Genomic DNA, 26,672 nt, shown 5'->3' with positions numbered 1-26,672 from the left:
TGAATGTATCAAGGATCATGAATTAGGCAAGCCGCATTAACATCCTTGATTCTTAAGTACTGAATTAAGGACAGAATTCTTTATATCACCACGATTTTTATTGACCTTTCTAGTATGTGTTTACATTTATAAAGGATCGGTATGTAGATCATTCTCATTGTCTTCTAGAGGCTTCGCATTAAAAACGGAGCCTTTTCAAGACCAGTTTAGCGAATCCGCTTATACATTTTTAAGCGGGTATACAGTGGCAAGATTGGTGGGTTTACTCAATCCGAAAGAATTCCCATCGGCCTTTATTAATTGGATGAAAGACTGCCATGAGCTAACGAAAGGCGGAATTCAGTGTAAGATAATGCGCTGCGAAATGGATGAAAATTACTTAAGTAAGGTGCTCGGAAGCCTTGAATGACTGGAACGTTCATGTAGTTATCCGTGATAAACGATACATATTTAACAATAGTTGATTGGCTCATAGGAGTAAAAATAGGGTAACATCATGAAGTTTATAATTGTATTTATTTTAATCACTATTTCTCAATGTGTTTTCTCCGCCAGTAACGATATTGAGGAAGAGTGTAAAAATTATGATAGCGTCCATAGGATTAATTTTGTCAATGGTACTTATTTGGAGTGTATTGATAATAGTACAATGCAAAGCAATAAGTTTGTTATTAATGATAATAATGGTATTACCTATCAAGTTGATGAAGCTGCAAAGATTGTCATTAATGATCAGATTTTAAGTGTAACACCAAATGGAACAATAAGTTATTTTATTAGTGATACTAAGGACTGCAACACTGTTCATTATCAAAGAGATTATTATTACGTGTATTCAAGAGTTCCTAATGGAAATGGCTATTGTTATGCTCTTGATGGAAAGTTCAGAAACTTAGAACGTGTAAATCTAACTGGTTATTTAAATTTAAAAATTTTAGCAAAGATAAAAAATGATAAAGTATATTTATACAAAAAAGAAAATGGAAGTTTTGTTAAGAGCAGAATGTATCTAGTAAAAAGCGATTCAGTAGTTGTTAATGAAGGTGTTGGTGATTGGTTAAATATCACCTTTTCAGGTGAAAAGACAGTAACTAGGTGGCTTCGTAAAGAATCTATTCAACTAACGAAATAGTTAAGATATATGATATGAAATATTTTAATTTTTCTCGAAAATTACATTGTTTATATAAGGGTATGAATAATTATTGAAATCATAATGTTTACACTGGCAGTGTGTTTTTCTTGTAATTCATTTGTATTATCATCTTCATTTGAACGGAATTTTAAATTATATTAAATAATTGTCTATTGGAAATGATATTATTTGTTAGTGAGAGGGGGAGATGAAATCTGTACTTATTTTATTGATGGCGGTTTCTTCTGGTGTATGGGCTGAAGATATAAACGGCATTTGGGGTTATCAATCTAACAATGGAAAAAGCGTTTATAATTTGGATATTAAAACCATACAAAATAAAACACATCTTAAGTACTCGTTTATACATATGAATGGAAATAAAATAAATGAAAGCGGTGCTAAAGTTTATATGTTAATTAAATCTGATGATGGTTGTTACACTTCAACGTTATATGATGCATTTTTTAGCGAATACGCCAATGTGATATTATGTCTACAAGGGCAAACACTTGTTTTTAACAAAACCTCGAAATCGGATAGCACACCTTATCTGCCTAAAAAGGTAGTGTTTAGAAAGGGAAAAATAGAGTAGACCAGTAGAGACAGCAACAAAGTTAACTAACGCTTTAAGAATGTAGGCAGTGAATTAGTTGCGCTTCTTCAATGTCGGTCACTAACTCTTTCCCACTCAGTGATAATCTCTTCAAGACATTCGTTAGCATTTGCGGTATAACCTCCTGAGAAATCTCATGTTTGCTGTTGTCAGGGAATGATATGTATATCCAGAACTTTGAAGCGTTTGTTGTAGCAATCACCATTCTTACGTTAACCCCAGGGCTTGATACTGCGCTGGTTATTCGCAATACCTCAAGAGCAGGGATTAGCGATGGTTGTGTGACCAGTCTTGGTATTTGCAGTGGGCTATTTGTTCACGCAACTTGTTCCGCCATTGGTATTTCGGCGATTTTGGCTTCGTCTGCAGAGCTGTTCCAAGTGGTAAAAATGATTGGTGCGGCGTACTTAATTTGGTTGGGTTACAACAGCTTGAAGGGGTTAATAAAAGGACAAACCCATGGTATGCATGTTGAATCGTTGAGTAATTCGCACCTTAATGTACGACGCTCACTGCGTGAAGGCTTTCTCTCTAATGTACTGAATCCCAAAACAGCCGTGTTTTACTTAGCGTTCCTACCGCAGTTTATTAGCCCAGAACATTCGGCGTTATTGCAGTCTCTGTTTATGGCGGCGGTGCATTTTGTGATTGCGATGGTTTGGCAGTGTGCACTCTCTGGTGCGTTAACGAAAGCGAAGAATCTGCTAAAAAGTCGTCATTTTATGAGCTGGATGGAAGGAACAACCGGTTTTGTGCTGGTTGCTTTGGGCATTAAATTGATGTTAGAGCGTCGTTAAATCACTCTTGTTATATGCAAAAGGCACCTATCACGGTGCCTTTTTTGTCTCTTCACGTTTTAGCCAATCGAGATAGCGAATGCCTATATCACTCTTCTAGATCGGCGTCTGGGTTACTTTGCAGTTTTACACCAAAAAGGAACTCGCGTAGGGTCTCGTCGTCGCACTGTTTATAGTGTTTATTGTCTGGCTTACGAAAGTAAGAACCCAAATCGTACTTATTCATTTCTAGACCAACAGTTTCTAAAATGTTGAGCATCTCTTCGGTTTTCAAGTTCAACGCGATGCGAAGTTTTTGGAAAATCATATTGTTGTTCAGATGCGTTTCTGGTTTTGGCTGCTCACCATCGCGTGGTCCGCGTTTATGGATGATCAAGCCATTTAGAAACGAGGCTAACTTGCTGTCACTCATTTTAGCGTTGCTGTCGTTGTCTTTATTTAACCACTGAGCAATTTGATTAGCAGAAACATTGCTGTTTGCTAAAGCAAAGATTTTTACGAGGTGACTTTCTTTTAAAACAAGCGCTGAACGAACAAGACGCAAAACTTCATTATTAGTCAAAGTGAATCCTAGGGTTTACGAAATACCAGTACAATCAACGTGATTCCTGGAGCGCGCGAATTTTACCAGAAATCTCGCGCGGTGGAGTGGGTTTTCTTTGGGGTATCAGTGATTATCGTGGTAGGTCTGGAATATAGGTATGAAATAGCAGATTTATCTGGTCAGCACTGTTGATCAAAAATTGGCTGAAGTGTTCTGCATGCAGCAAGATTTGATGTTTCATTGTGATAAGCCAATCCATAGATAACTCAAAGTAACCCATGCCGATCTTCACCGATAAGGCAGTAGTTGCAATAAATAACAAAAAACACATCAAAGCTTGATTCTCTGATGCTTTCCACAGATGAAGACATACTCGCGGGCCAAAAGGGAAGAGGGGAATGCCTTTGCCGTTGGGGAGATCTGCTAATAAATGGATAATTGCCCCATAAGTCACGCCAAAGAGTGCACCTTTTAACAAGGGTTGATACCAAGTTGTTAACGCGAAAGGTGAAATGAATAACCACCAATAAGAACCTGCCAATAAGCACAGCCAAATCAGTACATCATGAGACACACCACGGTGGGCGAGTAGGGTTTTGGATACTTGTGTTTCGCTGCCATCCTCATTTCGCTCAGTTTCACTGTCGGTGGTATACCGAATTTCCACGTCATCTGGGGCAGTCACTCCCCAACAGCAACCAATAACGGACGCGATAATGACAGACCAAGGTAAGGAATGAGTGATCCCTAAAGTAATCGGCACGCTCATAGTGAGGACCGATGTAGCATGATGTCCGCTACGATTCATTGTATTCTCCATTATTTCAATGCGATACAAGATAAATATCGTAGAGAAAAGCGATGTCTAACGTAAGCCAAATTTGCGTTAAAAGATGGGCAGGAGTGCTTAAAAACAATCGAAAAAACAGAGAGTTGTCTTCATTAATAAAAATGGCGACACAAGGTCGCCATTTTTCATACTGCAATTAACTTCGTTTGGTCTAGAGTATTAGTTTGTTTCTAATACTGCAGAGTTATTTTCAACCTGCTGACTGAAGTAGAGGCGCGTTTCTTCTGCAACCACTTTACGTAATACGATGAGACCAATTAGGTTAGGGATAGCCATCAAACCGTTAACAATATCAGCAATAATCCAGATGAGGTCGAGTTGCAGGAAAGCACCTGAAGCGATCAAACAGATAAAGATGATTTTGTATGGTAATACAGCTTTCGTGCCCATCAAAAATACTACACAACGTTCGCCGTAGTAGTTCCAACCTAACATGGTAGTGAAAGCAAAGAACATTAAACCGATAGAAACCAGCATCGGTCCAACTTGCTGAGCATTCAAACCTGCAGCAAATGCATAGGTAGTCATCGATGCACCTGCATAGTCACTTTGCCATGCGCCAGTGAGGATCAATGCAAGGCCAGTCATGGTACAGATGATGATGGTATCGAAGAATGTACCCGTCATAGAGATAAGCCCCTGACGAACACATGAGTTGGTTTTAGCTGCCGCAGCGGCCATTGGCGCACTGCCTAAACCAGACTCGTTCGAGAACACCCCACGAGCAATACCCGATTGGATAGCTAGCATGATGGTCGCACCCAAGAAACCGCCAGTTGCTGAGGTGGTGGTGAAGGCTGAAGTCAGTACGAGCTGCACTGCACCAACTAATTGATCAGCATTACTTACGATGATGCTCAAGCACGCAACAATGTAGAACAGTGCCATTGCTGGAACCACTTTGCTGGCTACTTTTGAAATCGATTGAATACCACCAATTGTTACTACAGCAACAAGTAAGGTTAATACAACCGCCGTCACTTCTTTTGAAACACCGAAAGAGATGTTGGTTGCATCGACAATCGCGTTAACTTGCGCAAAGGTACCGATACCAAAGAAGGCAACACCGATAGCAAACACCGCGAACAGTTTGGCAAGCAGTGCCGAACCCACGCCATCTTTTAAGAAGTACATTGGTCCGCCAACAATCTGGCCTTTATCATCGACTTGGCGATATTTTACTGCCAATAAACACTCAGCGTATTTGGTTGCCATTCCGAATAGGGCGGCTAGCCACATCCAGAATAGGGCGCCAGGTCCACCGAGCTTAATCGCGGTAGCGACACCAACAATGTTACCTGTACCAATGGTTGCAGAAAGTGCAGTACATAATGCGGCGAAAGGTGAAACATCACCTTCTTGGTCTTTATGTGCTGATTTTTCTTTGCTAAACACCATTTTGAGTGCGGTTGGCAGATGGCGAAATTGGATCATTCCAAGACGGAATGTAAAGTAGATGCCGGTACCAACTAACAAAATAAGTAGCGGTGGTCCCCAAACAAAGTTATCAATTGCTTGCAGTATGTTTTGTAGATTTGTCATTTTTTCCCCTTAATAAACAACATCTAAGGAGAAGAGGGAAAGGTGGTTCACGAAAAAAACGATCGAGAAACCCGCTGAATATAAATAGCGAGCTAATCATAGCCTTTCTCTCCTCTGTCCTTTTGCCTGAGAGTTTCACCCCAATAGAAATTGGGACTTGCTCCTTCGGCGACCGATTTAACGGTTCTCTCCAGAGGTTCCTCCAACTACAGTCCTCGCTTATCCTTTTTAAAGGATAATGCACCTGAAAGATTTACTTCTTCGGCGGGTATGCCTAACCTAATTGTTAAAAATAGGTTAACATCCTCTCTCCTGCAGTCTTCAACGGAACAATTATCTGTATTTCAGATAATTTGCGTTACGCATACTAACCAAAAGTCAATGTGATGTCATCTACAAATTCAACTTTTGTCAAATCTTAGAGAGAAGAGAAAAATCAGGGGGTAATTTGCCATTTAATCCACTTTTCTCTGACCTATTCTAAGCATTAAGTGGTATAAAATAGTAAATCTCTTGGGAGCATTGATTATGACCAGACTCATCGCGATAGCTGTGCTGCTCGTATTGGCGTTTTTATTGGTTCGTTATGGTACTAATGCTCGTTTGCAAAAAGGCTTTGTAATTACTGTAGTTGCAGGCCTGATTATATATACAGTATCAGTGGTAATTATGGAGCTACTGCATTAGACAGTAGCTAGGAGAACAACGTGGACCCAAAAAACAATATCGACGAAAACGACGATGTCGTCGTCATTGAACAGCGTGATAAGCGCAGCTATTTATACATTGGTATTGCAGCTGTGCTCGGGCTTGCATTAGGTGGATTGATTGGCTCAACGGTGACCTCATCTAAATGGGAGGGTGCCTACAATACGTTGGAAACTAAGTATCACCAATTAACGAGCACCAATTCTGACCTTACCCAACAAGCTCAGTCTGATTTGGATAATGCCAATCAAGCATTGCAGGCAAAAATTGATGAGGCTGTGAAGCAGGCAAAAGCAGAGCAGGCAGAAAAAATAGCGCAATTGGAAAAACAAGTGTCAGAGCTTGAGAAAGTGAATACCACTTTAGATAGCAAAGTGACTGATCAAAAGCAGGAATTGGCCAAAGCCGATGCTGCTAATACTAAGCTTGTGCGTAAAACCGATATCCAGGCTGGTGTTTTTGAGCGTTCGCGTGAGTTGTTTCAAAAAGAGTTAACGACCAAACAAGAGCTGGAATCACTACAAAAAGAGCGTGACAGCCTAGTTCCAAAAATTGCAGCATTGAAAAAAGAGTGTGATGTCTATCTGGCTGGTACCTCTTGGGATGCCACTTCGGACTCTTGTGACAAACAAGATCAGGCCAAGGCGCGCTTAAGCCAGCTTGATCAAATGATTCATGTTCACCAATTAGACCTGCAACAGATGAAAGAGCTGGCTGACGAAATTGGGGTCAATTAATCAGTGTGACACCCTTTTTAAGCATCAATAAAAAGAACCCCAGCCAGTTGGCTGGGGTTCTTGTTTAAATGGTTTTCAAATTTTTAACGCTTTTGTATAACCTGTGAAAAGTTAGTCGCGGAAGTTATTGTATTGGAATGGTAAGTCCAAATCAGATTCTCTGATCATAGCGATAACAGATTGTAAATCATCGCGTTTTTTACCAGTTACGCGTACTTTATCGCCTTGAATTGCCGCTTGAACTTTAAGTTTGGCGTCTTTGATCATCTTAACGATTTTCTTAGCAACGTCAGTCTCAATACCTTGTTGGAAGACCACTTCCTTATGCCAAGTTTTACCAGATTGCGTTGCTGTTTTTGAATCCATAGAACGAGGGTCAACACCGCGTTTAGCCAAATTGCCACGCAGAATGTCCATCATCTGGGTTAACTGAAAATCACCTTCTGCCAAAAGTTTTACCGAACTATCAGATAGCTCGAAGCTAGCTTGCACGTTACGAAAGTCAAAACGAGTCGACAATTCACGGTTCGCATTATCGACAGCATTACGTAGTTCAACGTTATCGATTTCTGAAACAATATCAAAAGAAGGCATAAATCAATTTTGTCCTGTTAGTGAGTTACGAGTGCGACGGGCTTTTATTGCTTCTGCTAGCATCGCAAGCATGTCTGCGGTATCGTCCCAACCCAAACAAGGGTCGGTAATGGATTGACCATAGGTTAGATTTTGTAAATCGTCCATGGACTGATTACCTTCAACAATAAAGCTTTCCGCCATCACGCCAGCAATTTTATCACTACCTGAGCGAATTTGTTCACAGATATTTGCTGCAACATCCAATTGTTTACGATGTTTTTTCTCACAGTTTGCATGACTAAAGTCGACAATCAGCTTCTGTGGTAAGTCAAATTCGGCTAAACGCTGACATGCTTGTGCAACATCTTCAGCGAAATAGTTTGGTCCTGTATCGCCCCCACGCAGGATAACATGGCCATACGGGTTCCCACTGGTTTGATAAACGGTCATTTGGCCATGTTTATCTGGAGAGTAGAAATAGTGTGACGCACGCCCAGCACGAATGGCATCCACAGCAATCTTAACGTTACCGTTGGTGCCGTTTTTAAATCCCACAGGGCAAGAGAGCGCAGACGCCATTTCACGGTGAATTTGTGACTCGGTTGTACGCGCGCCAATTGCGCCCCAGCTGATTAAATCGGCAATGTATTGACCAGTGATCATGTCCAAAAATTCAGTGGCCGTTGCTAAACCCATTTCATTGACTTTAAGCAGTAAATGACGAGCCATGTTTAAGCCTTGCTCTAACGCGTAAGAACCGTCGAGATTAGGGTCTGTGATCAATCCTTTCCAACCAATCACAGTACGCGGTTTTTCAAAGTAGGTTCTCATTACCACGAAGAGTTCTTCGCTATAGTGAGTTTGTAGTTCACTTAAACGACGTCCGTAATCAATCGCTGCATCAGTATCGTGAATAGAGCATGGTCCGACGATCACCAGTAGGCGGTCATCTTGTCCAGTAAGAATGCGTTCGATCTCTTGGCGCGATTTGGCAATCCGTTGCGCGACGTCGTCGGAAATAGGGTAGGTATCACTTAGCTGTGCCGGTGTTGGCATAGGACCCAGTGATCGGGTTCTTAATTCATCTGTTTTCAGTGGCATGGGGGTGCCTGTCCATTTATTACGAAGCGCTTAAGATAACGAATTTAGTGCAAGGAATAAACTGTTGTGTGTAATTGACTAGTACATAGAGTGTAAAAGTGAAAACTTATGCAGTATAAGTCAATAAATATTGATTTTGTGCTTGTGTTTCGCGCGCGGTATAGGTATTTTCATTCATATCATCATAACGATAAATGGAGCAGTAATGAGTTTTGAACATCCAAGCATGATCCACGAACAATTGGTTCTGGGAAACAGCTTATCAGGCAATCAACAACCTGGTAACAGCCCATATCTGTTTGTCTCTCTGTCCGAGCTGATTGCAGAGAGTGTGTTCTACCATCCCGCTTTAGCCGGTTCAACCGATGGCTTAACTGAGTTGGAACAAAGCTCTCTGGCCGCTTTATTGGCTGGACAATCCATTGAAGCGCATTTTGTTAACACTCTTGTGACGCAAATCGAGCAAGCCATTTCTGGACAACAGACAATCCGAGTCTCTTTGAGCAATGCTGATAGCCATGACTTTCAGGCATTAATTGGTGGAAGCGTAGAAAAAAGTGAAGTGAATCCAGCGATTGGTTTACGTGGGGTGGCTCGCTACGCATCGAATGCTTATGCAGCGGGATTTGCTCTTGAGTGTAAAGTGATCAAAACACTTCGTGAGAAAGGTCACGATATTGAAATCGTGGTGCCATTTGTGCGTACTCTAAGTGATGCGGCAACCATCATTGACCGTCTTGCAGAGCAAGGACTACCACGCGGCTTAAACGGTTTGAAAGTGTCCTATACCTGTAGCGTTCCATCGGCAGCTCTTCTGGCCGATCGCCTGTTAAAATATTTTGACGGTGTCGTGATTGACTGGGATCTCTTGACTCAATGTACTTTGGGGATTGATAAACAAAATCCTGAGCTAGAGCACTTATACAATCCAGAAAGTGAAGCGGTAACCTTGCTGTTTGAAATGGCAGCTAAAGCGGCTGAACAAGCGAATAAACCTTTGGTGATTGTGACCACTGCACTGGATCAGTATCCAAAGCTTCAGGCGTACTTGTTAGAAAATCAACCGACGACATGTCTGTTTAATTTTTAGCGACCGATTGTTAATGAATTAATAAAAAAACCAGAGGCGAGCCTCTGGTTTTTTTATTAACGATGTTGAGTTGCGCTGTAAACAATTTCTCGTTAACTATCAATAGGATTCAAGTTGTCGGGTAATGGAATAGCCTCGATATCAACGATTTTGCTGCGGTTGAGAACCACTTTCCACCGATAAAAGCGCGGTGGCGAGATATGGTCACTCTCTTTTACGATGAAATTAATGAGGTGGCGCTTTTCAACGCGCTCACGACTAACTTGTCCTTTATTGAGTACGTAAATCTTATTTGAGCCTTTGTCCATCAATCGGGTGATGTCACGTAAGTCAAAGAGCATGGTTTCTTTTGTCTGTTCATAACCACTCAAAAAGCGCGAAGTACTCATTTTTACTTTGGAGTGATAATGCAAAATTTGCTCTTCCCGTTGCACGATGCGCTTTTTACGAATCGCTTGAATGGTATCGGGTAGCTCAGCAAGCTTGGCATAATCAAGCCATTCGTATTTTTGACCGACTTGTTTCCCTGTGCTGGGATCAAAATAGTGGCGGCGCCATCTCGGTTTTCCTTTACGCACCCAGCGCCACAGCCATTCTCTCATCTCATCTTTAAAGATTTCACGAATCGCATAGAGTACCGACATGGCAATAATAAAGGATGCGGTGATTTCACCAAGATAGTCACGTGCTGTGACCGCTAAGATAGTCACGAAGATCATGATAAAACCGGTAGCACCACCTTTAACCATACGTTGGACGTTTTTACCGAGCGAGATAATTTGTTCATTGAGCACAATCGGGTGTTCAATCAAACGGCGTAACAAGCGCATTTTGTTACTGAGACGCGTGATGTCATTGTCGGCTTTATCACTGTTGTAATGATTCAGAGCTCGATGGGCTTGCTCTTTCTCCGCAAGCGTAATTAAACGCTCTTTGATGGTGGTGTAATCTTGGTCGCGGGGTAAGTCGGCGACAATCGAGAGAAACTTCTGTTCGGTGTACCACGAAAGATAGTTATCAATATTGGCGTAGTAGCGCTTGAGGCTCTCTTCGTAGGGAATAGTACGGCGCAGGCGTTTTAGAATATCGATAGAGAGTTCAATCACTGTATCGACTTCATCGGAGAGTTCGGTATCTGTGGTCCCTTTGAGATGATTCACCGCTTTATCCAACGCAACAACATATTGGTATGCATACAAACTCAAACTGACACGGTATTGAGTGCTGGATAATCCACCACGCTGCGCTAAGCGGCTGTGCACCAACGGAAGGTGCATCTGGTCACTGAAATAAGCGCGCTTTTGGTGAATCGCGCTTAGGTAAAACTCCACTTCGGAGAGAATATCTGGGCCAAGACCCAATTCCCCGGGAACAAACAGATACACATCGAGATCCAATTCTTTACTCTCGGACACCTGTGTGGCCATTTTAAGTGTCACTGCATCATGTTTATCTACCGTGATCAAAGAAAACTCCCCAAAAACTTATAAATTTCTCTTTTCTTTAGAGAAAGGATATCAGAGATAACGTATAATCTCTGCAAATTTGATGTGAGACAGTTTTAGATGATTAATGTAGGTCAAATTAACCGCCTGGAAGTAGTTAAAATCGCTGAATTTGGCGTCTTTTTAGATGCTGGAGAGTATGGCACCACTTTATTACCGAATCGTTTCGTTCCTGAAGGAACTGACGTCGGCCAACAGTTAGAGGTGTTTCTCTATTTCGATTCAGAAAACCAAATCGCTGCCACAACAGAACAACCTGTTGCTCAAGTAGGCGAGTGGGGTTTGATGAAAATCGAAGGCGTTAACAGTACAGGTGCATTTGCCGGTTGGGGAATCAAAGGCAAGGATCTGCTGATACCATTTAGTGAACAACGTGGTCGTTTGACGGTAGGTCAGACAATTCTCGTTTATGTTTACACAGATAAAGCGTCAGGACGCATCGTCGGCACCACCAAATTTAACAAGTGGTTGGATAAATCTCCTGCGCGTTACGAGCGTAATCAACAGGTGGATTTGATCATTGCTGAGCGTTCAGAATTGGGTTTCAAAGCGATTATCAATGGCAGCCATTGGGGCATGATTTTCCCATCAGACGTATTTGGTAAGCTCTTTATTGGTAAAAAGCTGAAAGGCTACATTAAGAGCATCCGTGAAGATGGCAAAATCGACTTAGCTCTGCAAAAAGTCGGTACGGCTAAGATGGACGATTTAAGCTCTAAAATTATTGAAGTTTTAGAAAAGAAAGGGGGATTTCTTCCTCTCTCTGATAAGTCCTCTCCTGAAGCAATCTTCGCAGAGTTCCGTACCAGTAAAGGTACATTCAAAAAGACCATTGGTTCTCTTTACAAACAAGGTCTTCTTGTTATTGAAGCGGATGGCATTCGTTTAGTGAAAGCTAACTAAGCCTCTGATCTAAAGCCTAAAAAAAGGCCCATAACCTCACAAGTTAAGGGCCTAGGGGAATGGCTCCGAAGAGCCTGCGCTAATACGAAGAAGCGTTATTTCATACACTCAAGTTTAGTACAGGCTGTCGAAATAGCGACTTCGCTCACAGGCGAAATCGCTTATGGTTTTGTGGCTAGAATAGGTTTTTGTCGCGGACTAATTCTCTAGGTAGTCCATTCTTAACTCGGTCTCCGACCCATTTCCCTAACCCAATCACATCCTTACCGTAGCAGACGATCACTTCACCTTTTCCTGATGCTTGCTCTGGTCGAACATCACGTCCCATAAACCATTCACGAGCTTGCTCAGTATTTAGTGCGACGCTGTGATCTTCATTCCACATTGCGAGGCAGGTTGCCACTTGGTGCTGCCAACGATAGCCTTGTCTGTGAGATTCAGCGATTTTGATGCCCATACGTGAGAAACGCAGTTCACCTAACATCGGTTCGAGCGCTTGTGGGAAAAGCCAAACGTCGTTATCTCTAAGCCAAATGACACCGCTTTCTGGCAGGGAAATACCTAGAGTTGCCAACAGTTGGTCACGAATGGTTTGATCCACTTTCTTTGAGGCTTTTTCGAATGGGAATTTACCCAACTTTTTCTTTACCTCTGGTGTAGGAACTGATGCTGTCTTACGAATTCTTGCTACAAAGAATCCCTCTGAATCATACACTTGAGGGAAAATATGTAGGAAACCCTCTGCGGTTAATGTTTTGTCTGCTTGTGGAAAAAGTCCTTCAAGAGATTCAAACGTGACCGCGTCACCGTATAACGTTTTAAGATGGTGACAAACCTGTTGGTTTTCTTCCACGCTGAGCGTGCAAGTTGAATAGACCATCACGCCTCCGACCTTAAGCGCTTGGAAAGCACTTTCAATCAGATCTTTTTGTGTCTGGGCAATGGAGTGAATCGATTCGATGCTCCAGTTTTTCATCGCATCAGGGTCTTTACGAATCGTACCTTCACCAGAACATGGGGCGTCTAACAACACCGCATCAAATTGCTCTGGTAACCAGCCACCAAAGACTCGGCCATCAAAGTTGGTTAGCGCTGCATTACGTACGCCACAGCGTTCGATATTGGCATGCAGCACTTTAACGCGACTGGCAGAAAATTCGTTAGCGACGAGCACACCTTCGTTATTCATTAAGGCTGCGATTTGGGTGGTTTTGGAACCAGGGGCGGCGGCTGTATCGAGTACAGCAGCAAAATGATCGTCTTGTTTAAAAAACAGGGCGGCGGGTGGCATCATGGAGCTGGCTTCTTGAATATAAAACAGACCAGCCATGTGTTCTGCAGTATTGCCCAGCGGCACCTGAGATTCATCAGCTTCAATCCAAAAGCCGGTTTCGCACCAAGGAACCGGTGATAATTGCCAGCCTTTTTCTTCTGCACGCTTTACAAAATCCGTCACCGAGATTTTTAACGTATTAACACGAATGCTTTTGCGCAGAGGTCGCTGACAGGCAGCAATAAACTCATCCATAGAAAGGGAAGCTGGCATGGAGTTTTTCATGGCAGCGATAAACGCATCTGGAAGTTGGATATTGGAATGCAAAACGGTATCTCGATTTTTAAACTTGGCGCGCATTATACCTAAAACAAGGCTCGGTGGCAGATCTAACCAAGCAAAATAAAACCACCGCAAGCGGTGGTTTTGTGAGAAATAACCTAATTAAAGCAGAAGTTAATGCTTTATGGCTTAGGGATCGGTGTTTGCCAAGTGAGCCAATCGCTTTCGACGGAACGATGCAGTAAAAAGCTGCTCTCTGCTGTGGCGATGGGTTTTAGTGGCAGATCTGGTGGAGTGGCAAAACTGATGCCGCCACGCAGCAAGCTATCCATAGTGCCTGATTTGATATTGGCTCCGCTTAAACCAATCGAGACATCAACGCCTGATGCGTTCCAAAACACAGTATTACTGCGGATTAGATACGCGTATTCTGGTTTAACTTCAATGGTTGAAATCACGCGATCGGATAAATCCCCTAAACGCACATCGGTGACGTGGCCAACTTCAATATCGCGATAAAGCACAGGAGTCCCCAGGGTAACAGAACCGCGAGAGCGACTTTGCAGTACAAACTGAACACCGTTAGGTTGCATTGCTTTATCTTGCAAAGTGAATTGGGTGAGCGCTTCGCCTTTACCTGGTTTTACCGCAATGCTTGCCTGCAAGAGCTTGTCGATATTATCAATGCCGTTGAGATTGACTTGCGCTTTTTGCAGCCAGAATACCGAGCCCTGTTTAGCAATGTGGCTTGAGTATTGAGGGTTCAGTTCCGCAATAAAGGCGACACTGTTTTGTTTAAAATTAGGCGTGATTCGTTTGATTTCACCCACTTTCACGCCTTGGTATTCCAAAGGAGTGCCCACTTTTACTCCCGGATTGGATGAGCTGGTTAAGGTGATAGCACTGCCATGCTGACTGGCTTGTTCGTAGCTATCATAGAGTTTCCATTTTTCACCCACTTTATTTTCTACACCTTTGATCGAATCAAAAGCGATCCCACCTTTGATTAAACTTTGTAGTGGAGCGGCTTGAACGGAAACACCTGCCAATGAGGCATCAATCTTTACGCCAGAATGGTTCCAAAATACCGTGTCCGGAGTAATAAGATATTGATATTGATTGTCAATTTTCGCTTCAATGGTCACGCCATCGGTTGATAAAGCGTATTTTGTAATGCTGCCCACTTTTAAATTGCGATAGAGCAGTGGACTTCCCATTTGCACCGAAGGCAATGCTGGTGAGGTTAGCGTGATGGTTTGCGAACCTTGTTCATGAAATTGTGCTAGTTCCGCTAACGACTGATTAGGATAAAGAGGATAGTGCGCCTCGTTACCTTCTTTGCCTTCGCTGATAAAACTGATCGAGCCAGCCAATAACCACTTCATTGGTGGGACAGTAAGATTTACGCCATTTTCATCCAAAGCAGCCTTTGCTGTTCCGGTGATGTAAAAACGGTTGTGGTGACGAATCAAAGCGCGATATTGCTCTTCGATATTCACATTAAACAGCACGTGGTCGTCTTGCAAGCTCACCGCAGAGACCATACCCACAGGAATGCCACGATAAAGCACTTTACTTCCGGCTTCTAAACCGTAGGAATCACTCGCTTCTAAAGTGAGGCTGATGGATTTTGCATCCGGTGTCAGCTGCGCCCGTTGGGCAGTGAATTGGCGACTTCTCTCCCCAGTGCCTGGTTTGATAGAGAGAAAGTTACCTTTAACCAAGTTTGATACGTTACGCATACCATTTAGCGACAACTCTGGCTCTTCAACCACAAAATGAGTGCCACTATTAAGCATGTCACTAAATGCCGGTTCAATCGAGGCTGCAGCGATGAGCTGCTTTCGATCTTTACTAAAAGAGATATCGGTTACTTGGCCAATTTCGATGCCGCGATAAACGATTGGCGAACCCTTAGGGTTAATTTGGCTATTATCTGGCAGTTGGATAGTGATAGGGATACCACGACCAGCAGTCTTCACATCTTTGTATAATATAAATTGGGCATTTTGTTCAACCGGTTCTCCGCCGTCGGGTGAATCCACTGCAATAGCACCGCCAATGAGAGCACTCATATTTTCTAGGCGAACATCCATGCCATCAAATCCCACATCAGCTGAGACGCCACTGACATTCCAAAAACGGCTCTGTTTGGTAATGATTTGTTGGTACTCATCTTTGATGGATACCTGAATCAACACCGATTGATTGTCTTTATTGAGTTGATAACTAAGCACTTCACCAATGGGGATTTTGCGATAAATGATTTGAGAACCTACCGATAATCCGCCCAAATCTTTTGCTTTTAGGCTTAATAACAAACCGTTATGGGACACTTGATTAGTGGGAGCATTATCGAGAGCGTGATACTCCTTTGGATGATCGTTACTGTCCAAATTGCCCGGCTGAACGGCAATGTAGTTACCTGAAACTAAAGCATCCAATCCTGAAATGCCTGACAAGCTCGCTTGCGGCTTAACAAGCCAAAATTGCGTTTCAGGGGACAAAAGCTTGGTGGCTTCTGGATAGATTTCAGCATCAACGTAAATACTTTCTAAATCGGAAGAAAGTTTTATGTCTCGAATCATACCCACTTCGAGGCCTTGGTAGCGGATTGTCGTACGTCCGGCGACTAAACCTTGACCATTAGAAAAGTGAATTTGAATACGTTCGCCTGCATCATTGACGGCTTTAAACACCAACCAGCCAGCCAGCAGCATGGTGATAATGGGTAGAATCCACAGGGGAGAAATACCACGACTGCGTTTGATGTCAGGTGAGTAAGAGGGATTATCGTTCATTAATAGACCTGCCAGAAGTAGGAGAATTGGGGTGATTATCCCAAAGTAATCTTGAATCTAAACTTTCAGTGGCGAGTAAAGTGAGAAACACCACTAAACCAAAAGCGATGGCACCAATGCCGGGCACAAAATCGAGAATTTGGCCTCTGTCGACCAAGGTCAACATGATGGAGATGACAAACAGATCTAACATTGACCATTTGCCAATCACCTTGACCACAAAATAGATTTTCATTCGTTGGCGCTGAAAACGTTCTTTGCGCCAATGGGCGCATACCAATAGATAACCTAAGCCCAATATCTTTGCCATTGGCACGAGAATACTGGCAACAAAAATAATAATCGCAATCCCAGGCATCTGACTGTTAAACAAGGAAATCACACCGGAGTAGATAGTATCTTCCAAGCGTTGTCCATTGGTGATCAAAATTGAGATTGGGATGAGGTTTGCTGGAAATATCGCCAAACTGGCAGCTAAAAGGTACGCCAGTGTGCGTTCAAGTGAGCGCGGCTTACGATGATGCAGCGGTTGATGGCAACGTTGGCAATGAGTGCCAACCGGTTGCGAAAGATGGCAGTAAATACAGTGACGTTCTTTGCTTTGATGTTCAAAGGTGTGCTCTGGTCGCCACGCTTCCCAGTAACGACGCAAACTGACTCGACTGATCAACAGCACCGAGAGCAGTTGCAGCACTATCAATGCATAAAGAGCTGGACCCACAATAATGTCGGAATAGTCTTTTAATTTAAAGCAAGCGACGGCCACGCTGACAAGAAAAACATCAATCATTGCCCACGGTTTTAAACGATAAATTATCGTTGTTCCAAGCTTCATGCCGGTAAACCAGTGTTTATGTAATGCTAGATGGCAAACCACCAAAGCTGCACAAAGAACAATAGGGGCAATAACACTGCAAAACAGCACTAACAGTGAGAGCAAAGGAAAACCATGGCTCATTAAATTCCATGCGCCCTCTGGAACCGTCGCGCTGAAAGTGACGCCAAGTAAATGAATAGAAATAAACGGGAAGATAAACGCAGGAATAAACAGCAGTAAACAGGTGATCGCCAGAGCTAAGTTACCTGATAACGATGGGCTTCCGCCCCGGCTTAGCTGGGTACCACAGCGCGGGCAATAGGCATTTTTACCGTAAGGTAACTCTTGTTGGACGCGGATTGGCAAATCGCACCCCTGACATAAGCGAACCTTGTCATTTAGAGGGGTAAAGGATTGAAATATAGGTGTATCTTTATCGTGCAATTCTTTTATCCATTCGTGTTACAACGTCACTACTTAGTGTCATGCTTCGCCCCGACGTTAAGTTATTGTGGGGATTGTACAGTACCATAAAGAGTTTGGTATAAGCCTTCTTGATTGACCAGTTCGCCATGCGTACCGGATTGAGTGACGCGACCATCTTCTAAGACATAGATAAGATCCGCCTGTTTTACCGCAGATAATCGATGCGCAACAATCAGAGTCGTGCGGCCCTGAAGGAACACACTTAATGCATGATGTAACGCTGCTTCTGTAGCTGTGTCGAGAGCGGACGTCGCTTCATCGAGGATCACAAATTGCGGGTCACAGAGCACCATTCTCGCGATAGCCAGGCGTTGACGCTGTCCGCCAGAAAGACGAATGCCATTACGACCAATTTGGGTGTCTAGTCCATTAGTTAGTTGTTTAATCACATCATTCATTTGAGCCACATTAAGGGCATTCCATAACGCCTCTTCAGTATAGTCATTACCCAAAGTGAGGTTATTGCGCAGTGAATCGTTAAACAACACCGGCTGCTGTAACACCACGGCAATTTTATCGCGAATGATAGAAAATGAGATATCGTCAGTAGCTTCACCGTTATAGCGTATGGTGCCAGAATTCTGCCGATAAACGCCGATAAGAAGTTGAATCAACGTCGATTTACCACCGCCACTGGCTCCGACAAGAGCGACTTTTTTCCCTGCAGGAATCGTTAGGCTAAGGTGATCGAGCACTGCATTTTCACCGTTATAAGAGAAGCACACATCCTCCACTTGAACCTCAACATGACGCTCGTTGGTGAAAGGATTCACTTTGGAGACTGGGCGATGTTCCTCTTCGAGTTCCAAGAGATCATTAATGCGCTTCAACGCGGCTTTGGCTCCATACCAAGAAAACTGAATTCCCAGTAGTTCTTGAACAGGGCCGAGCATAAACCAAAGATAGCTAAATACGGCAAAAATTTGCCCAATCGTCATATCACTAAATAGCACCATCAGCATCGCCATGGCACGAAACAGTTCAAAGCCCATTAAGAACAGCAGAAAAGAGAGGCGACCAGCGGCTTCTGACTGCCAAGCGTATTTGTCAGCGTTGGCACGAACTTCATTGGCTTGCTCTTTAAGCCGTTGGAGAAATTCACGTTCGCGATTGGCTGCACGCAGTTGATAGATGCCATCCAAGGTTTCTACCAATTTATTTTGAAAAGATTCAAAGGCTTGGTTTTCGCGCTTCTTCAACGACTTTACATTACTTCCCAGTTTTTTCGAGAAGTAGAGCACGATGGGATTGACCAGCAAAATAAACAGCCCTAAGCGCCAGTCAAGCCAGAGAAGAACTGCAGCGGTTCCTGTTACCGTGAGAATGCCGATAAGAAATTTACTTAGGGTAGTGCCGATAAATTGGTCAATCGTTTCAATATCTGTGACTAAATGGGCGTTTATTCCACCACTCCCACGAGTCTCATATTGTTTTATGCTAATTCGTCCCAATTTATCGATCATCTTGCAGCGCATTTGATACGTGATGGTTTTTGACACCAACGTAAATTGCCGGTTTTGCAAGATATTAAGTAGCTGGCCTATGGTTCTCATGAGCACAACAAGGAACAGCGTAAAGAAGATATATCCAATGGCGGTTTGCCAAGCACTCGGTAGAACCTGATTCATGATCTCTAAGCCTTTACCAGGCTTATGCATGAGAACCTCATCGACCATCAGTGGCATTAAGAGGGGAACAGGAACGCTGACTGCGGTAGCAAGCAGGGCGATGATATTGGCTAAAATCAGCTTTGACCTATGTCTTTTCGCTTGTGTTATGAGCCAAGAACCGTTAATAGTGTCACTGGAGTACGTCATTAGAGTAGTGAGTGCATCCTTATAATAAGTAGGGCAACATTGTACGAACTCCTTTTAGTGAAGTCTTTGTTTTTTTCAATCGGAAGTTTTTATGAATATCGAACAATACCAACGTTTAACCAAACAAGCTGTCTCTCTTGTCGAGTCAGAGCCTAACCTCATTGCTAACCTAGCGAACGTCAGCGCACTATTAAATATGGAACTTGAAGACCTCAATTGGGTCGGTTTTTATTTAATGGATAAAGATGAATTGGTTTTAGGCCCATTCCAAGGTTTACCCGCTTGTGTTCGTATTCCGGTTGGTAAAGGCGTGTGTGGTACGGCTGTCGCTACTAATAGCGTGCAACGTATTTACGATGTACACGAATTTGAAGGTCACATTGCTTGTGATGCTGCAAGTAACTCTGAATTGGTTATTCCTTTTTCTATCAATGGCAAAGTAGCAGGTGTGCTTGATATTGATAGCCCATCTATTGGCCGATTTAGTGAAATTGATCAACAAGGATTGACCAATTTGATGACTGAGGTGGAAAAGCTGCTTAATTCACACGCTAACAACGCATAAATTGGTGTTTACCTGTGGTTTTTCCTAGACAGGTCACTATAATACCGGACATATTTGTCAAAATGTTTAGCGGACTTAGCCGCACAAACCAGGAATCCTCATGGAAAACACTGAAAAGTTAAAAAACAGCAAAGAAGTGATTGCATATATTGCTGAATGTTTCCCTAAATGCTTTACTTTAGATGGTGAAGCAAAACCTTTGAAAATTGGTATTTTTCAAGACCTTGCTGATCGCCTAAGTGACGACCCGAAAGTGAGCAAAACTCAGCTGCGTGCTGCGTTAAGACAGTACACTTCTTCATGGCGCTATCTGCACGGTGTTAAACCTGGTGCTGTACGTGTGGACTTAGATGGAAACGAGTGTGGTGCACTAGAGCAAGAACATGTTGATCATGCTCAAGCAGCACTTGCAGAAAGCAAAGCTCGTGTTGATGCACGTCGTAAAGAGCAGAACAAAAAAGCTCGTGAAGAAGCAAAAGCAAAATCGCCAAAAGCGAAAAAGCCACAACAGCCTCGTCGTCCACAAGTAAAAACAGCACCAAAAGCAGAAAAGCCAGTGGAAACTCGTTCTTTGAATGCTGATGAAGTGATCATCGGTAAACAAGTGAATGTCAACATGGGCAAAGGCAACATGGCTGCGACCATCGTTGAAATCAATAAGGAAGATGTGCGTGTTCAGCTTGGCAACGGCCTACAAATGGTTGTGAAAGTGGAGCATCTACGCGCATAAAGGAGACATTCCTACGCATGAAATGCCGTTCAAAATTGACTCTGATTGCTGCTAGCGTTTGGCTAGCAGCCTTTTCAGCTGAGGCTGTCGAAGCCACCATTCATGAATCAGACCTGCCTGTTCTTGCACCTCAAGCTCAACATGAAATTGCAAGCAAGCGAGTGACTTCTCGATTCACCCGTTCTCATTACAAACATTTCAATCTCGACGACGAGTTTTCTAAGAAGATCTTTGACCGCTATATAAATATGTTGGATTACAACCACAACATTTTTACCCAAGCGGATATTGATTCATTTAAAACTTGGTCCACAGAACTGGATGATCAACTTAAGGCAGGTGATAACCAAATCGCGTTTGATTTGTATAACTTGTCTGAGAAAAAACGCTTTGAACGTTATCAATACGCGTTATCTCTACTTGATCATGAAATTAAGTTCGACACCGATGAGTCAATCGAGTTAGACCGTTCTAAAGAAGCTTGGCCGCAAAACGTGGCAGAGCTTGATGATTTATGGCGTAAGCGAGTGAAATATGACGCGCTTAACCTGAAGTTATCAGGTAAAGAGTGGCCAGAAATCAAAAAGACGTTGGCAAAGCGTTACGACAATGCCATTAAACGTCTAACTCAAACCCACAGCGAAGATGTATTTCAAATGTACATGAATGCCTTCGCGCGCTCTATTGATCCTCATACTAGCTATCTTTCTCCGCGTAGTGCTGAACAATTCCAGACAGAGATGAACTTATCTCTCGAAGGGATAGGTGCGGTATTGCAAGATACTGACGACTACACGGTCGTCCGTTCACTGGTAAAAGGTGGACCGGCAGAGAAGGGTAAACAACTGGCTGAAGGCGATAAAATTATCGGCGTCGGTCAAGATGGTGAAAAAATCGTCGATGTGGTTGGCTGGCGTTTAGATGATGTAGTGCAGCTTATCAAAGGACCGAAAGGGACTAAGGTAAAACTGCAAGTCATCCCTGATGGAAAAGATGCTAAAAGTCACGTTGTCACAATTGTTCGCGACAAGATTCGTCTTGAAGACCGTGCGGTTAAATCTAAGATCATGAAACAAGACGGTAAGCAGATTGGTGTACTAGAAGTACCAAGCTTCTATGTTGGCCTTGCTGCTGATACCGATAAGTTAATTACCGATCTGAAAGCCAAGCACGTTGATGGTATTGTTGTTGACCTTCGTGATAACGGGGGCGGTGCACTGACAGAAGCGACAGCATTAAGCGGTCTATTTATTACCAGTGGCCCAGTTGTACAAGTGCGCGACAGTTATGGTCGTGTCAATGTCAACAGTGACACGGACGGTAAAGAGAGTTACACCGGACCAATGACGGTGCTTATCAACCGTTATAGTGCTTCCGCGTCAGAAATCTTTGCTGCAGCAATGCAAGATTATGGACGTGCCGTTATCGTCGGAGAAAACTCCTATGGTAAAGGTACTGTGCAACAGCATCGTTCGCTTAACCATATTTACGATCTGTTTGACCAACCACTAGGTTATGTTCAATACACTATCCAGAAGTTTTATCGCATCAATGGGGGTAGTACGCAAAATAAAGGTGTCGTGCCTGACATCCCGTTCCCAACCCCAATCGATCCTAAAGATACTGGGGAAAGTGTTGAAGATAACGCACTGCCATGGGATAGCATTGATAAAGCGAACTACCAACCTGTGCAGGACGAATCAAAACTGATTGTTGAACTGACTGCGCAGCACAAACAACGTATTGCAAAAGATATGGAGTTTGGTTTCATCGCTCAGGATATTGCCAAGTACAAAGCAGAGAAAGACGATAATACCTTGTCTTTGAATGAAAATGTACGTAAGCAACAGACTGAAGAAGCTGATCAATTGCGTTTAACGCGCATTAATGAACGCGAGAAAGCGGCAGGTAAGCCAACTTTCAAAACGTTGCAAGATGTGCCAAAAGATTATCAAGCACCTGATGCGTACCTTGATGAAGCAGTGGATATCACTGTCGACATGGTGAACGATCAGAAATAATCGGGTTCTAGAAAAATTGTCAAAGCGGGCGTTGCCCGCTTTTTTTCTACCCAAATTTTGGCATTCGCCCCAGTATTTCAACCAATTTCATTTGATGGTGTGACTTGTGCAATAGGTTTTACCCTGAAGTTGTAGGGCGCACAACATGATCTCTCCTACGCTTAAGTTAAGTCGATGCTTAACAAGGAGAGAACAATGAAATGGATTAAGCGAGTTTTTTCCACTTTCATTCTGGTATTTGCCCCTTGGGTGTGGAGTCACGAAGACAATTCCCAAGACCTAACCCAGTTTGATCAGCCACTTTTGCTGGGGGACTGGTACTTTTTAAATCCAGATCCTGAAAATGCACCTGACAAATTTGTTGCGATTAAGCTCAGTTTCCATTCCAACTATCAATTTTCAATCGATGTGCAAAAGCAGGACTTTGAAATTGACCATTGGGAAGGGCTTTATTCTGCCACTGAAGATACGATTTTGATGGATATGGGCAATGACCATCCGCAAATTTATCATTACAAGGGCAATCACAACATGCTCTATGTTAATGGTCTTTACTTCACTAAGGCACTGCCCAACGCGTTAGCGGGAATGTGGTCGAGTGAATATGTCACCAGTGATGATAGTCATTTAAGTGACGCTGTCACTCGTGTCGATTTGTTACTCCAGCCGGACTTTGTCTTCTTATTCAGAGCGATTGATGCGAAAGGGGAAGAGAAGGTTCATCAAGGTGTCTATTACACAGAGCAAGATCACTTGGTTTTGTTTTATGAGCAAGGTGAGCACGACACGCGTTACAAATTGACCGATAACAAGCTCACCCTTGAAGTGGAAAATGGCGCCATGCTTGCTGTGCTTGATCGCGTCAAATAGCACCTATGCAACAGATATAAATCCGTCCAACTGATTAAACTCTATCCAAACAGTACGAGGTATTTGCTGCAAATGCCTCGTTTTTTTCTGCCTAGGGGTTGTTATTCAATCTAACAAGCCTAAGATCGGTAAGACCAACTTAATCTAAGTTCATTAGTTATTTGATACGTTTGCTCATGATGCAAAAATTTGTATCGTCGCTTAGGTTGTTGGCATTTAGTCACATTTCATTATGTCAAAAGGATTACGGCAATGGCTCAAACTCCACAAGCCAAATACAGAAAAGATTATAAACAGCCTTCCCACACCATCACTGATATCGAACTGACGTTTGACTTACACGATACGGCAACGACTGTAACTGCTGTTTCTTACGTTAAGCAGCTTGGTGATTCAACAACTCTGGTTTTAGATGGTGAAGGACTGACACTCGAAGCATTAAAAGTGGACGGTGCTGATTGGTCGAACTATACCGCTGACGAATCAAGCCTGGAAATTCGTGAATTGCCATCGCAGTGCGAACTGACGATTGTGACTTTGATTAATCCTGAAGCGAATACCGCTTTAGAAGGTTTGTACAAATCTGGCGGCGCTTTCTGTACTCAGTGTGAAGCGGAAGGTTTCCGTCGCATTACCTATTATCTAGATCGTCCTGACGTTCTAGCAAAATACACAACCACTGTTATTGCTGATAAAGCCGCTTACCCATTCTTGCTTAGCAACGGTAACCGCATCGAAGAAGGCCTAGCCGATAACGGTCGCCATTGGGTGAAATGGCAAGACCCTCATCCAAAACCATGTTATCTATTTGCCTTGGTTGCAGGTGACTTTGATGTGCGTCGTGACCAATACCAAACGAAATCTGGTCGCAATGTTGCACTTGAAGTGTTTGTTGATAAAGGTAACCTGGATCGAGCAAACCATGCGATGGTCTCTATCATCAATGCCATGAAGTGGGATGAAGAACGTTTCGACCTTGAATACGATCTTGATATCTACATGGTGGTTGCCGTTGACTTCTTCAACATGGGCGCAATGGAAAACAAAGGCTTGAACATCTTTAACTCTAAATATGTGCTAGCCAATGACCAAACTGCGACTGATGCCGATTACCTTGGCATTGAATCCGTGATTGGTCACGAATACTTCCATAACTGGACTGGTAACCGTGTGACTTGTCGCGATTGGTTCCAACTAAGCCTAAAAGAAGGTTTAACCGTTTTCCGTGATCAAGAATTCTCTTCCGATCTCGGCTCTCGCGCGGTTAACCGTATTAATAACGTACGTGTGATTCGTGGTCCTCAGTTTGCTGAAGACGCAAGCCCAATGTCTCATCCAATTCGCCCTGAAAAAGTGATTGAAATGAACAACTTCTACACGGTAACCGTGTACGAAAAGGGCAGTGAAGTGATTCGCATGATGCACACTTTGCTAGGTGAAGCGGCATTCCAAAAAGGCATGAAGTTATACTTTGAACGTCATGATGGTACTGCTGCAACCTGTGAAGACTTTGTTGCGGCAATGGAAGATGCATCAGGCGTGGATCTAAAACAATTCCGTTTATGGTACAGCCAGTCTGGTACGCCAACGGTTACAGTTGAAAGCCAATACGATGCACAAGCGAAAACCTACTCGCTCACTGTCGCGCAGGTGACTGAACCGACTCACGAACAGAAAGAAAAACAACCGCTACATATCCCGTTTGATATTGAGCTGTATGCCGCTGATGGTTCGGTTATTGAGTTACAACGTAACGGAAAGCCTGTCCATCACGTACTCGATGTGAAAGAAGCTAAGCAAACGTTCGTGTTCGATAACGTAGCAGAGCAACCTATTCCATCATTACTGCGCGAGTTTTCTGCGCCAGTGAAACTGGAATACAACTACTCCGATGCCGAGTTGACCTTCTTGATGGTTCACGCGCGTAACGAGTTTGCTCGTTGGGACGCAGGTCAAATGCTGCTAGCAAAATATATCCGCAGCAATGTGATCAAAGTACAAAACGGTGAAGCCGTTGAACTGCCTGAAACCGTAGTCGATGCTTTCCGTGGCGTACTATTGAGTGATGAACTTGAACCTGCGTTTGTCGCAGAGATGCTTGCGTTACCGGGTCACAATGAGGTGTCTGGTTGGTATAAATGTGTGGATGTAGATGCCATTGCCACTGTATTGCACGCAATGAAAGTTCAATTGGCTACAGAACTAGAAGATGAGTTCAGTGCGACTTACCACACATTGAAGCAAGATAAATACACCATTGATCATGCTGCGATTGGTCAACGAGCATTACGCAATACTTGTCTTGGCTACCTAGCGTTTACCGAGCAGGGTAACAAGCTAGTGAAAGCGCAGTACCAAGCTGCTAACAACATGACCGATACGATGGCCGCAATGAGTGCAGCAAATAATGCGCAACTTGCTTGCCGCGCAGAGATCATGGCGGACTATAGTGATAAATGGGCTCACGATGGTTTGGTGATGGATAAATGGTTTATTCTGCAAGGGACTAACCCAGCAGGAAATGCACTGAAAACCATCAAAGAAACCATGGAGCATAAAGCGTTTAGCTTGAAGAACCCGAACCGTACTCGCAGTTTGATCGGTAGTTTCTTCAATAACAACCCAGTGAACTTCCATGCAAAATCAGGTGAAGGTTACCGTTTTGCTGGTGAAATTTTGCGTGAATTGAACAGCAGTAACCCACAAGTTGCTTCTCGTCTTATCGACCCGCTATTGAAGTTCCGCCGCTACGATGAAGCTCGTCAAGCCTTGATTAAACAAGAGCTAGAAGCGTTGAAAGCGATGGACAATTTGGCTCGTGATCTGTTCGAAAAAGTGACCAAAGCGTTAGAAGCGTAATCAATAACTTCGTACAATAAGTGGCATCTCGGTGCCACTTTTTTTAT

23 protein-coding genes and 1 riboswitch are annotated in these 26,672 nt (G+C 43.3%); of the genes, 12 read left to right on the top strand and 11 right to left on the bottom strand.

The window, feature by feature from the left end; all coding sequences use genetic code 11:
• Nucleotides 1-296: 296 nt before the first annotated feature.
• The gene (locus OCV11_RS08380) at nucleotides 297-422 is read right to left on the bottom strand and encodes a hypothetical protein (RefSeq protein WP_261896331.1); all 126 of its coding nucleotides are present in this window, start codon (nucleotides 420-422) and stop codon (nucleotides 297-299) included.
• Nucleotides 423-496: 74 nt separating this feature from the next.
• Between OCV11_RS08380 and OCV11_RS08375 the strand changes: the two genes are divergently transcribed.
• The 3 genes from OCV11_RS08375 (at nucleotide 497) to OCV11_RS08365 (ending at nucleotide 2,548) form a co-directional block, all read left to right on the top strand.
• Nucleotides 497-1,132: a hypothetical protein gene (locus OCV11_RS08375; RefSeq protein ID WP_261892114.1), complete on the top strand. Its 636-nt coding sequence runs from the start codon at nucleotides 497-499 to the stop codon at nucleotides 1,130-1,132.
• A gap of 211 nt (nucleotides 1,133-1,343) precedes the next feature.
• Nucleotides 1,344-1,730 (top strand): hypothetical protein, encoded by a 387-nt coding sequence (locus tag OCV11_RS08370; RefSeq protein WP_261892112.1) that lies wholly within the window; start codon nucleotides 1,344-1,346, stop codon nucleotides 1,728-1,730.
• A 182-nt stretch (nucleotides 1,731-1,912) separates the two neighbouring features.
• On the top strand, nucleotides 1,913-2,548 hold the full coding sequence (locus OCV11_RS08365; protein ID WP_261892110.1) for a LysE family translocator: 636 nt from the start codon (nucleotides 1,913-1,915) through the stop codon (nucleotides 2,546-2,548).
• Nucleotides 2,549-2,636: 88 nt separating this feature from the next.
• Here OCV11_RS08365 and OCV11_RS08360 read toward each other — a convergent pair whose 3' ends face one another.
• The 3 genes from OCV11_RS08360 to OCV11_RS08350 all read right to left on the bottom strand — a co-directional run bounded on the left by OCV11_RS08360 (nucleotide 2,637) and on the right by OCV11_RS08350 (nucleotide 5,484).
• Nucleotides 2,637-3,110 carry a YehS family protein gene (locus tag OCV11_RS08360; RefSeq protein ID WP_261892108.1) on the bottom strand — a complete coding sequence of 158 codons (474 nt, stop codon included), beginning with the start codon at nucleotides 3,108-3,110 and terminating at the stop codon, nucleotides 2,637-2,639.
• Nucleotides 3,111-3,222: 112 nt separating this feature from the next.
• On the bottom strand, nucleotides 3,223-3,900 hold the full coding sequence (locus OCV11_RS08355) for a metal-dependent hydrolase (protein ID WP_261892106.1): 678 nt from the start codon (nucleotides 3,898-3,900) through the stop codon (nucleotides 3,223-3,225).
• A gap of 201 nt (nucleotides 3,901-4,101) precedes the next feature.
• Complete coding sequence (locus OCV11_RS08350) at nucleotides 4,102-5,484, bottom strand: alanine/glycine:cation symporter family protein (protein WP_261892104.1); 1,383 nt, start codon at nucleotides 5,482-5,484, stop codon at nucleotides 4,102-4,104.
• Between the two features lie 104 nt (nucleotides 5,485-5,588).
• Nucleotides 5,589-5,688: riboswitch (glycine riboswitch) on the bottom strand.
• Between the two features lie 324 nt (nucleotides 5,689-6,012).
• Here OCV11_RS08350 and OCV11_RS08345 point away from each other — a divergent pair.
• Nucleotides 6,013-6,171: a hypothetical protein gene (locus OCV11_RS08345; RefSeq protein WP_261892102.1), complete on the top strand. Its 159-nt coding sequence runs from the start codon at nucleotides 6,013-6,015 to the stop codon at nucleotides 6,169-6,171.
• Between the two features lie 20 nt (nucleotides 6,172-6,191).
• Nucleotides 6,192-6,929: an HlyD family secretion protein gene (locus tag OCV11_RS08340; RefSeq protein ID WP_261892099.1), complete on the top strand. Its 738-nt coding sequence runs from the start codon at nucleotides 6,192-6,194 to the stop codon at nucleotides 6,927-6,929.
• A 111-nt stretch (nucleotides 6,930-7,040) separates the two neighbouring features.
• Here OCV11_RS08340 and OCV11_RS08335 read toward each other — a convergent pair whose 3' ends face one another.
• Complete coding sequence (locus OCV11_RS08335) at nucleotides 7,041-7,523, bottom strand: YajQ family cyclic di-GMP-binding protein (RefSeq protein ID WP_261892097.1); 483 nt, start codon at nucleotides 7,521-7,523, stop codon at nucleotides 7,041-7,043.
• A gap of 3 nt (nucleotides 7,524-7,526) precedes the next feature.
• Nucleotides 7,527-8,606, bottom strand: coding sequence for a 3-deoxy-7-phosphoheptulonate synthase (locus OCV11_RS08330; RefSeq protein ID WP_261892095.1), 1,080 nt, complete (start codon nucleotides 8,604-8,606; stop codon nucleotides 7,527-7,529).
• 205 nt (nucleotides 8,607-8,811) lie between these two features.
• On the opposite strand from OCV11_RS08330, the gene OCV11_RS08325 reads away from it, so the two are divergent.
• Nucleotides 8,812-9,696 (top strand): putative PEP-binding protein, encoded by an 885-nt coding sequence (locus OCV11_RS08325; protein WP_261892093.1) that lies wholly within the window; start codon nucleotides 8,812-8,814, stop codon nucleotides 9,694-9,696.
• A gap of 92 nt (nucleotides 9,697-9,788) precedes the next feature.
• On the opposite strand, the gene OCV11_RS08320 is transcribed toward OCV11_RS08325, so the two are convergent.
• Nucleotides 9,789-11,162 carry a hypothetical protein gene (locus tag OCV11_RS08320; protein WP_261896197.1) on the bottom strand — a complete coding sequence of 458 codons (1,374 nt, stop codon included), beginning with the start codon at nucleotides 11,160-11,162 and terminating at the stop codon, nucleotides 9,789-9,791.
• A gap of 99 nt (nucleotides 11,163-11,261) precedes the next feature.
• Here OCV11_RS08320 and OCV11_RS08315 point away from each other — a divergent pair, with 99 nt between their 5' ends.
• The gene (locus OCV11_RS08315) at nucleotides 11,262-12,104 is read left to right on the top strand and encodes a CvfB family protein (protein WP_261896195.1); all 843 of its coding nucleotides are present in this window, start codon (nucleotides 11,262-11,264) and stop codon (nucleotides 12,102-12,104) included.
• Between the two features lie 175 nt (nucleotides 12,105-12,279).
• On the opposite strand, the gene rsmF is transcribed toward OCV11_RS08315, so the two are convergent.
• From rsmF to OCV11_RS08295, 4 genes are all read right to left on the bottom strand, one after another.
• Nucleotides 12,280-13,704, bottom strand: a complete 1,425-nt coding sequence (gene rsmF, locus OCV11_RS08310) for a 16S rRNA (cytosine(1407)-C(5))-methyltransferase RsmF (RefSeq protein WP_261896258.1) — start codon at nucleotides 13,702-13,704, stop codon at nucleotides 12,280-12,282.
• Nucleotides 13,705-13,841: 137 nt separating this feature from the next.
• Nucleotides 13,842-16,460 (bottom strand): MlaD family protein, encoded by a 2,619-nt coding sequence (locus tag OCV11_RS08305; protein WP_261896193.1) that lies wholly within the window; start codon nucleotides 16,458-16,460, stop codon nucleotides 13,842-13,844.
• Nucleotides 16,450-17,700 (bottom strand): paraquat-inducible protein A, encoded by a 1,251-nt coding sequence (locus OCV11_RS08300; protein WP_261896257.1) that lies wholly within the window; start codon nucleotides 17,698-17,700, stop codon nucleotides 16,450-16,452. Before OCV11_RS08300 ends, OCV11_RS08305 begins: the two co-directional genes overlap by 11 nt.
• A gap of 83 nt (nucleotides 17,701-17,783) precedes the next feature.
• On the bottom strand, nucleotides 17,784-19,580 hold the full coding sequence (locus OCV11_RS08295; protein ID WP_261896192.1) for an ABC transporter ATP-binding protein: 1,797 nt from the start codon (nucleotides 19,578-19,580) through the stop codon (nucleotides 17,784-17,786).
• Nucleotides 19,581-19,671: 91 nt separating this feature from the next.
• Between OCV11_RS08295 and OCV11_RS08290 the strand changes: the two genes are divergently transcribed.
• From OCV11_RS08290 to pepN, 5 genes are all read left to right on the top strand, one after another.
• Entirely contained in the window at nucleotides 19,672-20,145 is a 474-nt protein-coding gene (locus OCV11_RS08290) for a GAF domain-containing protein (protein WP_261896191.1), read from the top strand.
• Nucleotides 20,146-20,245: 100 nt separating this feature from the next.
• Nucleotides 20,246-20,875 carry an RNA chaperone ProQ gene (proQ, locus tag OCV11_RS08285; RefSeq protein WP_261896190.1) on the top strand — a complete coding sequence of 210 codons (630 nt, stop codon included), beginning with the start codon at nucleotides 20,246-20,248 and terminating at the stop codon, nucleotides 20,873-20,875.
• 17 nt (nucleotides 20,876-20,892) lie between these two features.
• Nucleotides 20,893-22,896, top strand: a complete 2,004-nt coding sequence (gene prc, locus OCV11_RS08280) for a carboxy terminal-processing peptidase (RefSeq protein WP_261896188.1) — start codon at nucleotides 20,893-20,895, stop codon at nucleotides 22,894-22,896.
• A 195-nt stretch (nucleotides 22,897-23,091) separates the two neighbouring features.
• A complete protein-coding gene (locus OCV11_RS08275) occupies nucleotides 23,092-23,766 on the top strand; it encodes a hypothetical protein (RefSeq protein WP_261896187.1) in 675 nt (224 codons plus the stop codon).
• Nucleotides 23,767-24,018: 252 nt separating this feature from the next.
• On the top strand, nucleotides 24,019-26,625 hold the full coding sequence (gene pepN / locus OCV11_RS08270; protein WP_261896186.1) for an aminopeptidase N: 2,607 nt from the start codon (nucleotides 24,019-24,021) through the stop codon (nucleotides 26,623-26,625).
• Nucleotides 26,626-26,672: the final 47 nt, after the last annotated feature.

The sequence above is a fragment of the Vibrio porteresiae DSM 19223 genome, assembly GCF_024347055.1.
GTDB classification, from domain to species: Bacteria; Pseudomonadota; Gammaproteobacteria; order Enterobacterales; family Vibrionaceae; genus Vibrio; species Vibrio porteresiae.
Note: the sequence above shows the minus strand (reverse complement) of the source record. Positions and strands in the feature narration are given on the sequence as shown.

Bases quoted from the DNA above. Each gene is read 5' to 3' on its own strand.
- OCV11_RS08380 (WP_261896331.1), bottom strand. From the start codon at position 422: ATGAACGTTCCAGTCATTCAAGGCTTCCGAGCACCTTACTTAAGTAAT.
- OCV11_RS08375 (WP_261892114.1), top strand. From the start codon at position 497: ATGAAGTTTATAATTGTATTTATTTTAATCACTATTTCTCAATGTGTT.
- OCV11_RS08370 (WP_261892112.1), top strand. From the start codon at position 1,344: ATGAAATCTGTACTTATTTTATTGATGGCGGTTTCTTCTGGTGTATGG.
- OCV11_RS08365 (WP_261892110.1), top strand. From the start codon at position 1,913: ATGTATATCCAGAACTTTGAAGCGTTTGTTGTAGCAATCACCATTCTT.
- OCV11_RS08355 (WP_261892106.1), bottom strand. From the start codon at position 3,900: ATGAATCGTAGCGGACATCATGCTACATCGGTCCTCACTATGAGCGTG.
- OCV11_RS08350 (WP_261892104.1), bottom strand. From the start codon at position 5,484: ATGACAAATCTACAAAACATACTGCAAGCAATTGATAACTTTGTTTGG.
- OCV11_RS08345 (WP_261892102.1), top strand. From the start codon at position 6,013: ATGACCAGACTCATCGCGATAGCTGTGCTGCTCGTATTGGCGTTTTTA.
- OCV11_RS08335 (WP_261892097.1), bottom strand. From the start codon at position 7,523: ATGCCTTCTTTTGATATTGTTTCAGAAATCGATAACGTTGAACTACGT.
- OCV11_RS08330 (WP_261892095.1), bottom strand. From the start codon at position 8,606: ATGCCACTGAAAACAGATGAATTAAGAACCCGATCACTGGGTCCTATG.
- OCV11_RS08325 (WP_261892093.1), top strand. From the start codon at position 8,812: ATGAGTTTTGAACATCCAAGCATGATCCACGAACAATTGGTTCTGGGA.
- OCV11_RS08315 (WP_261896195.1), top strand. From the start codon at position 11,262: ATGATTAATGTAGGTCAAATTAACCGCCTGGAAGTAGTTAAAATCGCT.
- OCV11_RS08305 (WP_261896193.1), bottom strand. From the start codon at position 16,460: ATGAACGATAATCCCTCTTACTCACCTGACATCAAACGCAGTCGTGGT.
- OCV11_RS08295 (WP_261896192.1), bottom strand. From the start codon at position 19,580: ATGACGTACTCCAGTGACACTATTAACGGTTCTTGGCTCATAACACAA.
- OCV11_RS08290 (WP_261896191.1), top strand. From the start codon at position 19,672: ATGAATATCGAACAATACCAACGTTTAACCAAACAAGCTGTCTCTCTT.
- proQ (WP_261896190.1), top strand. From the start codon at position 20,246: ATGGAAAACACTGAAAAGTTAAAAAACAGCAAAGAAGTGATTGCATAT.
- prc (WP_261896188.1), top strand. From the start codon at position 20,893: ATGAAATGCCGTTCAAAATTGACTCTGATTGCTGCTAGCGTTTGGCTA.
- OCV11_RS08275 (WP_261896187.1), top strand. From the start codon at position 23,092: ATGAAATGGATTAAGCGAGTTTTTTCCACTTTCATTCTGGTATTTGCC.
- pepN (WP_261896186.1), top strand. From the start codon at position 24,019: ATGGCTCAAACTCCACAAGCCAAATACAGAAAAGATTATAAACAGCCT.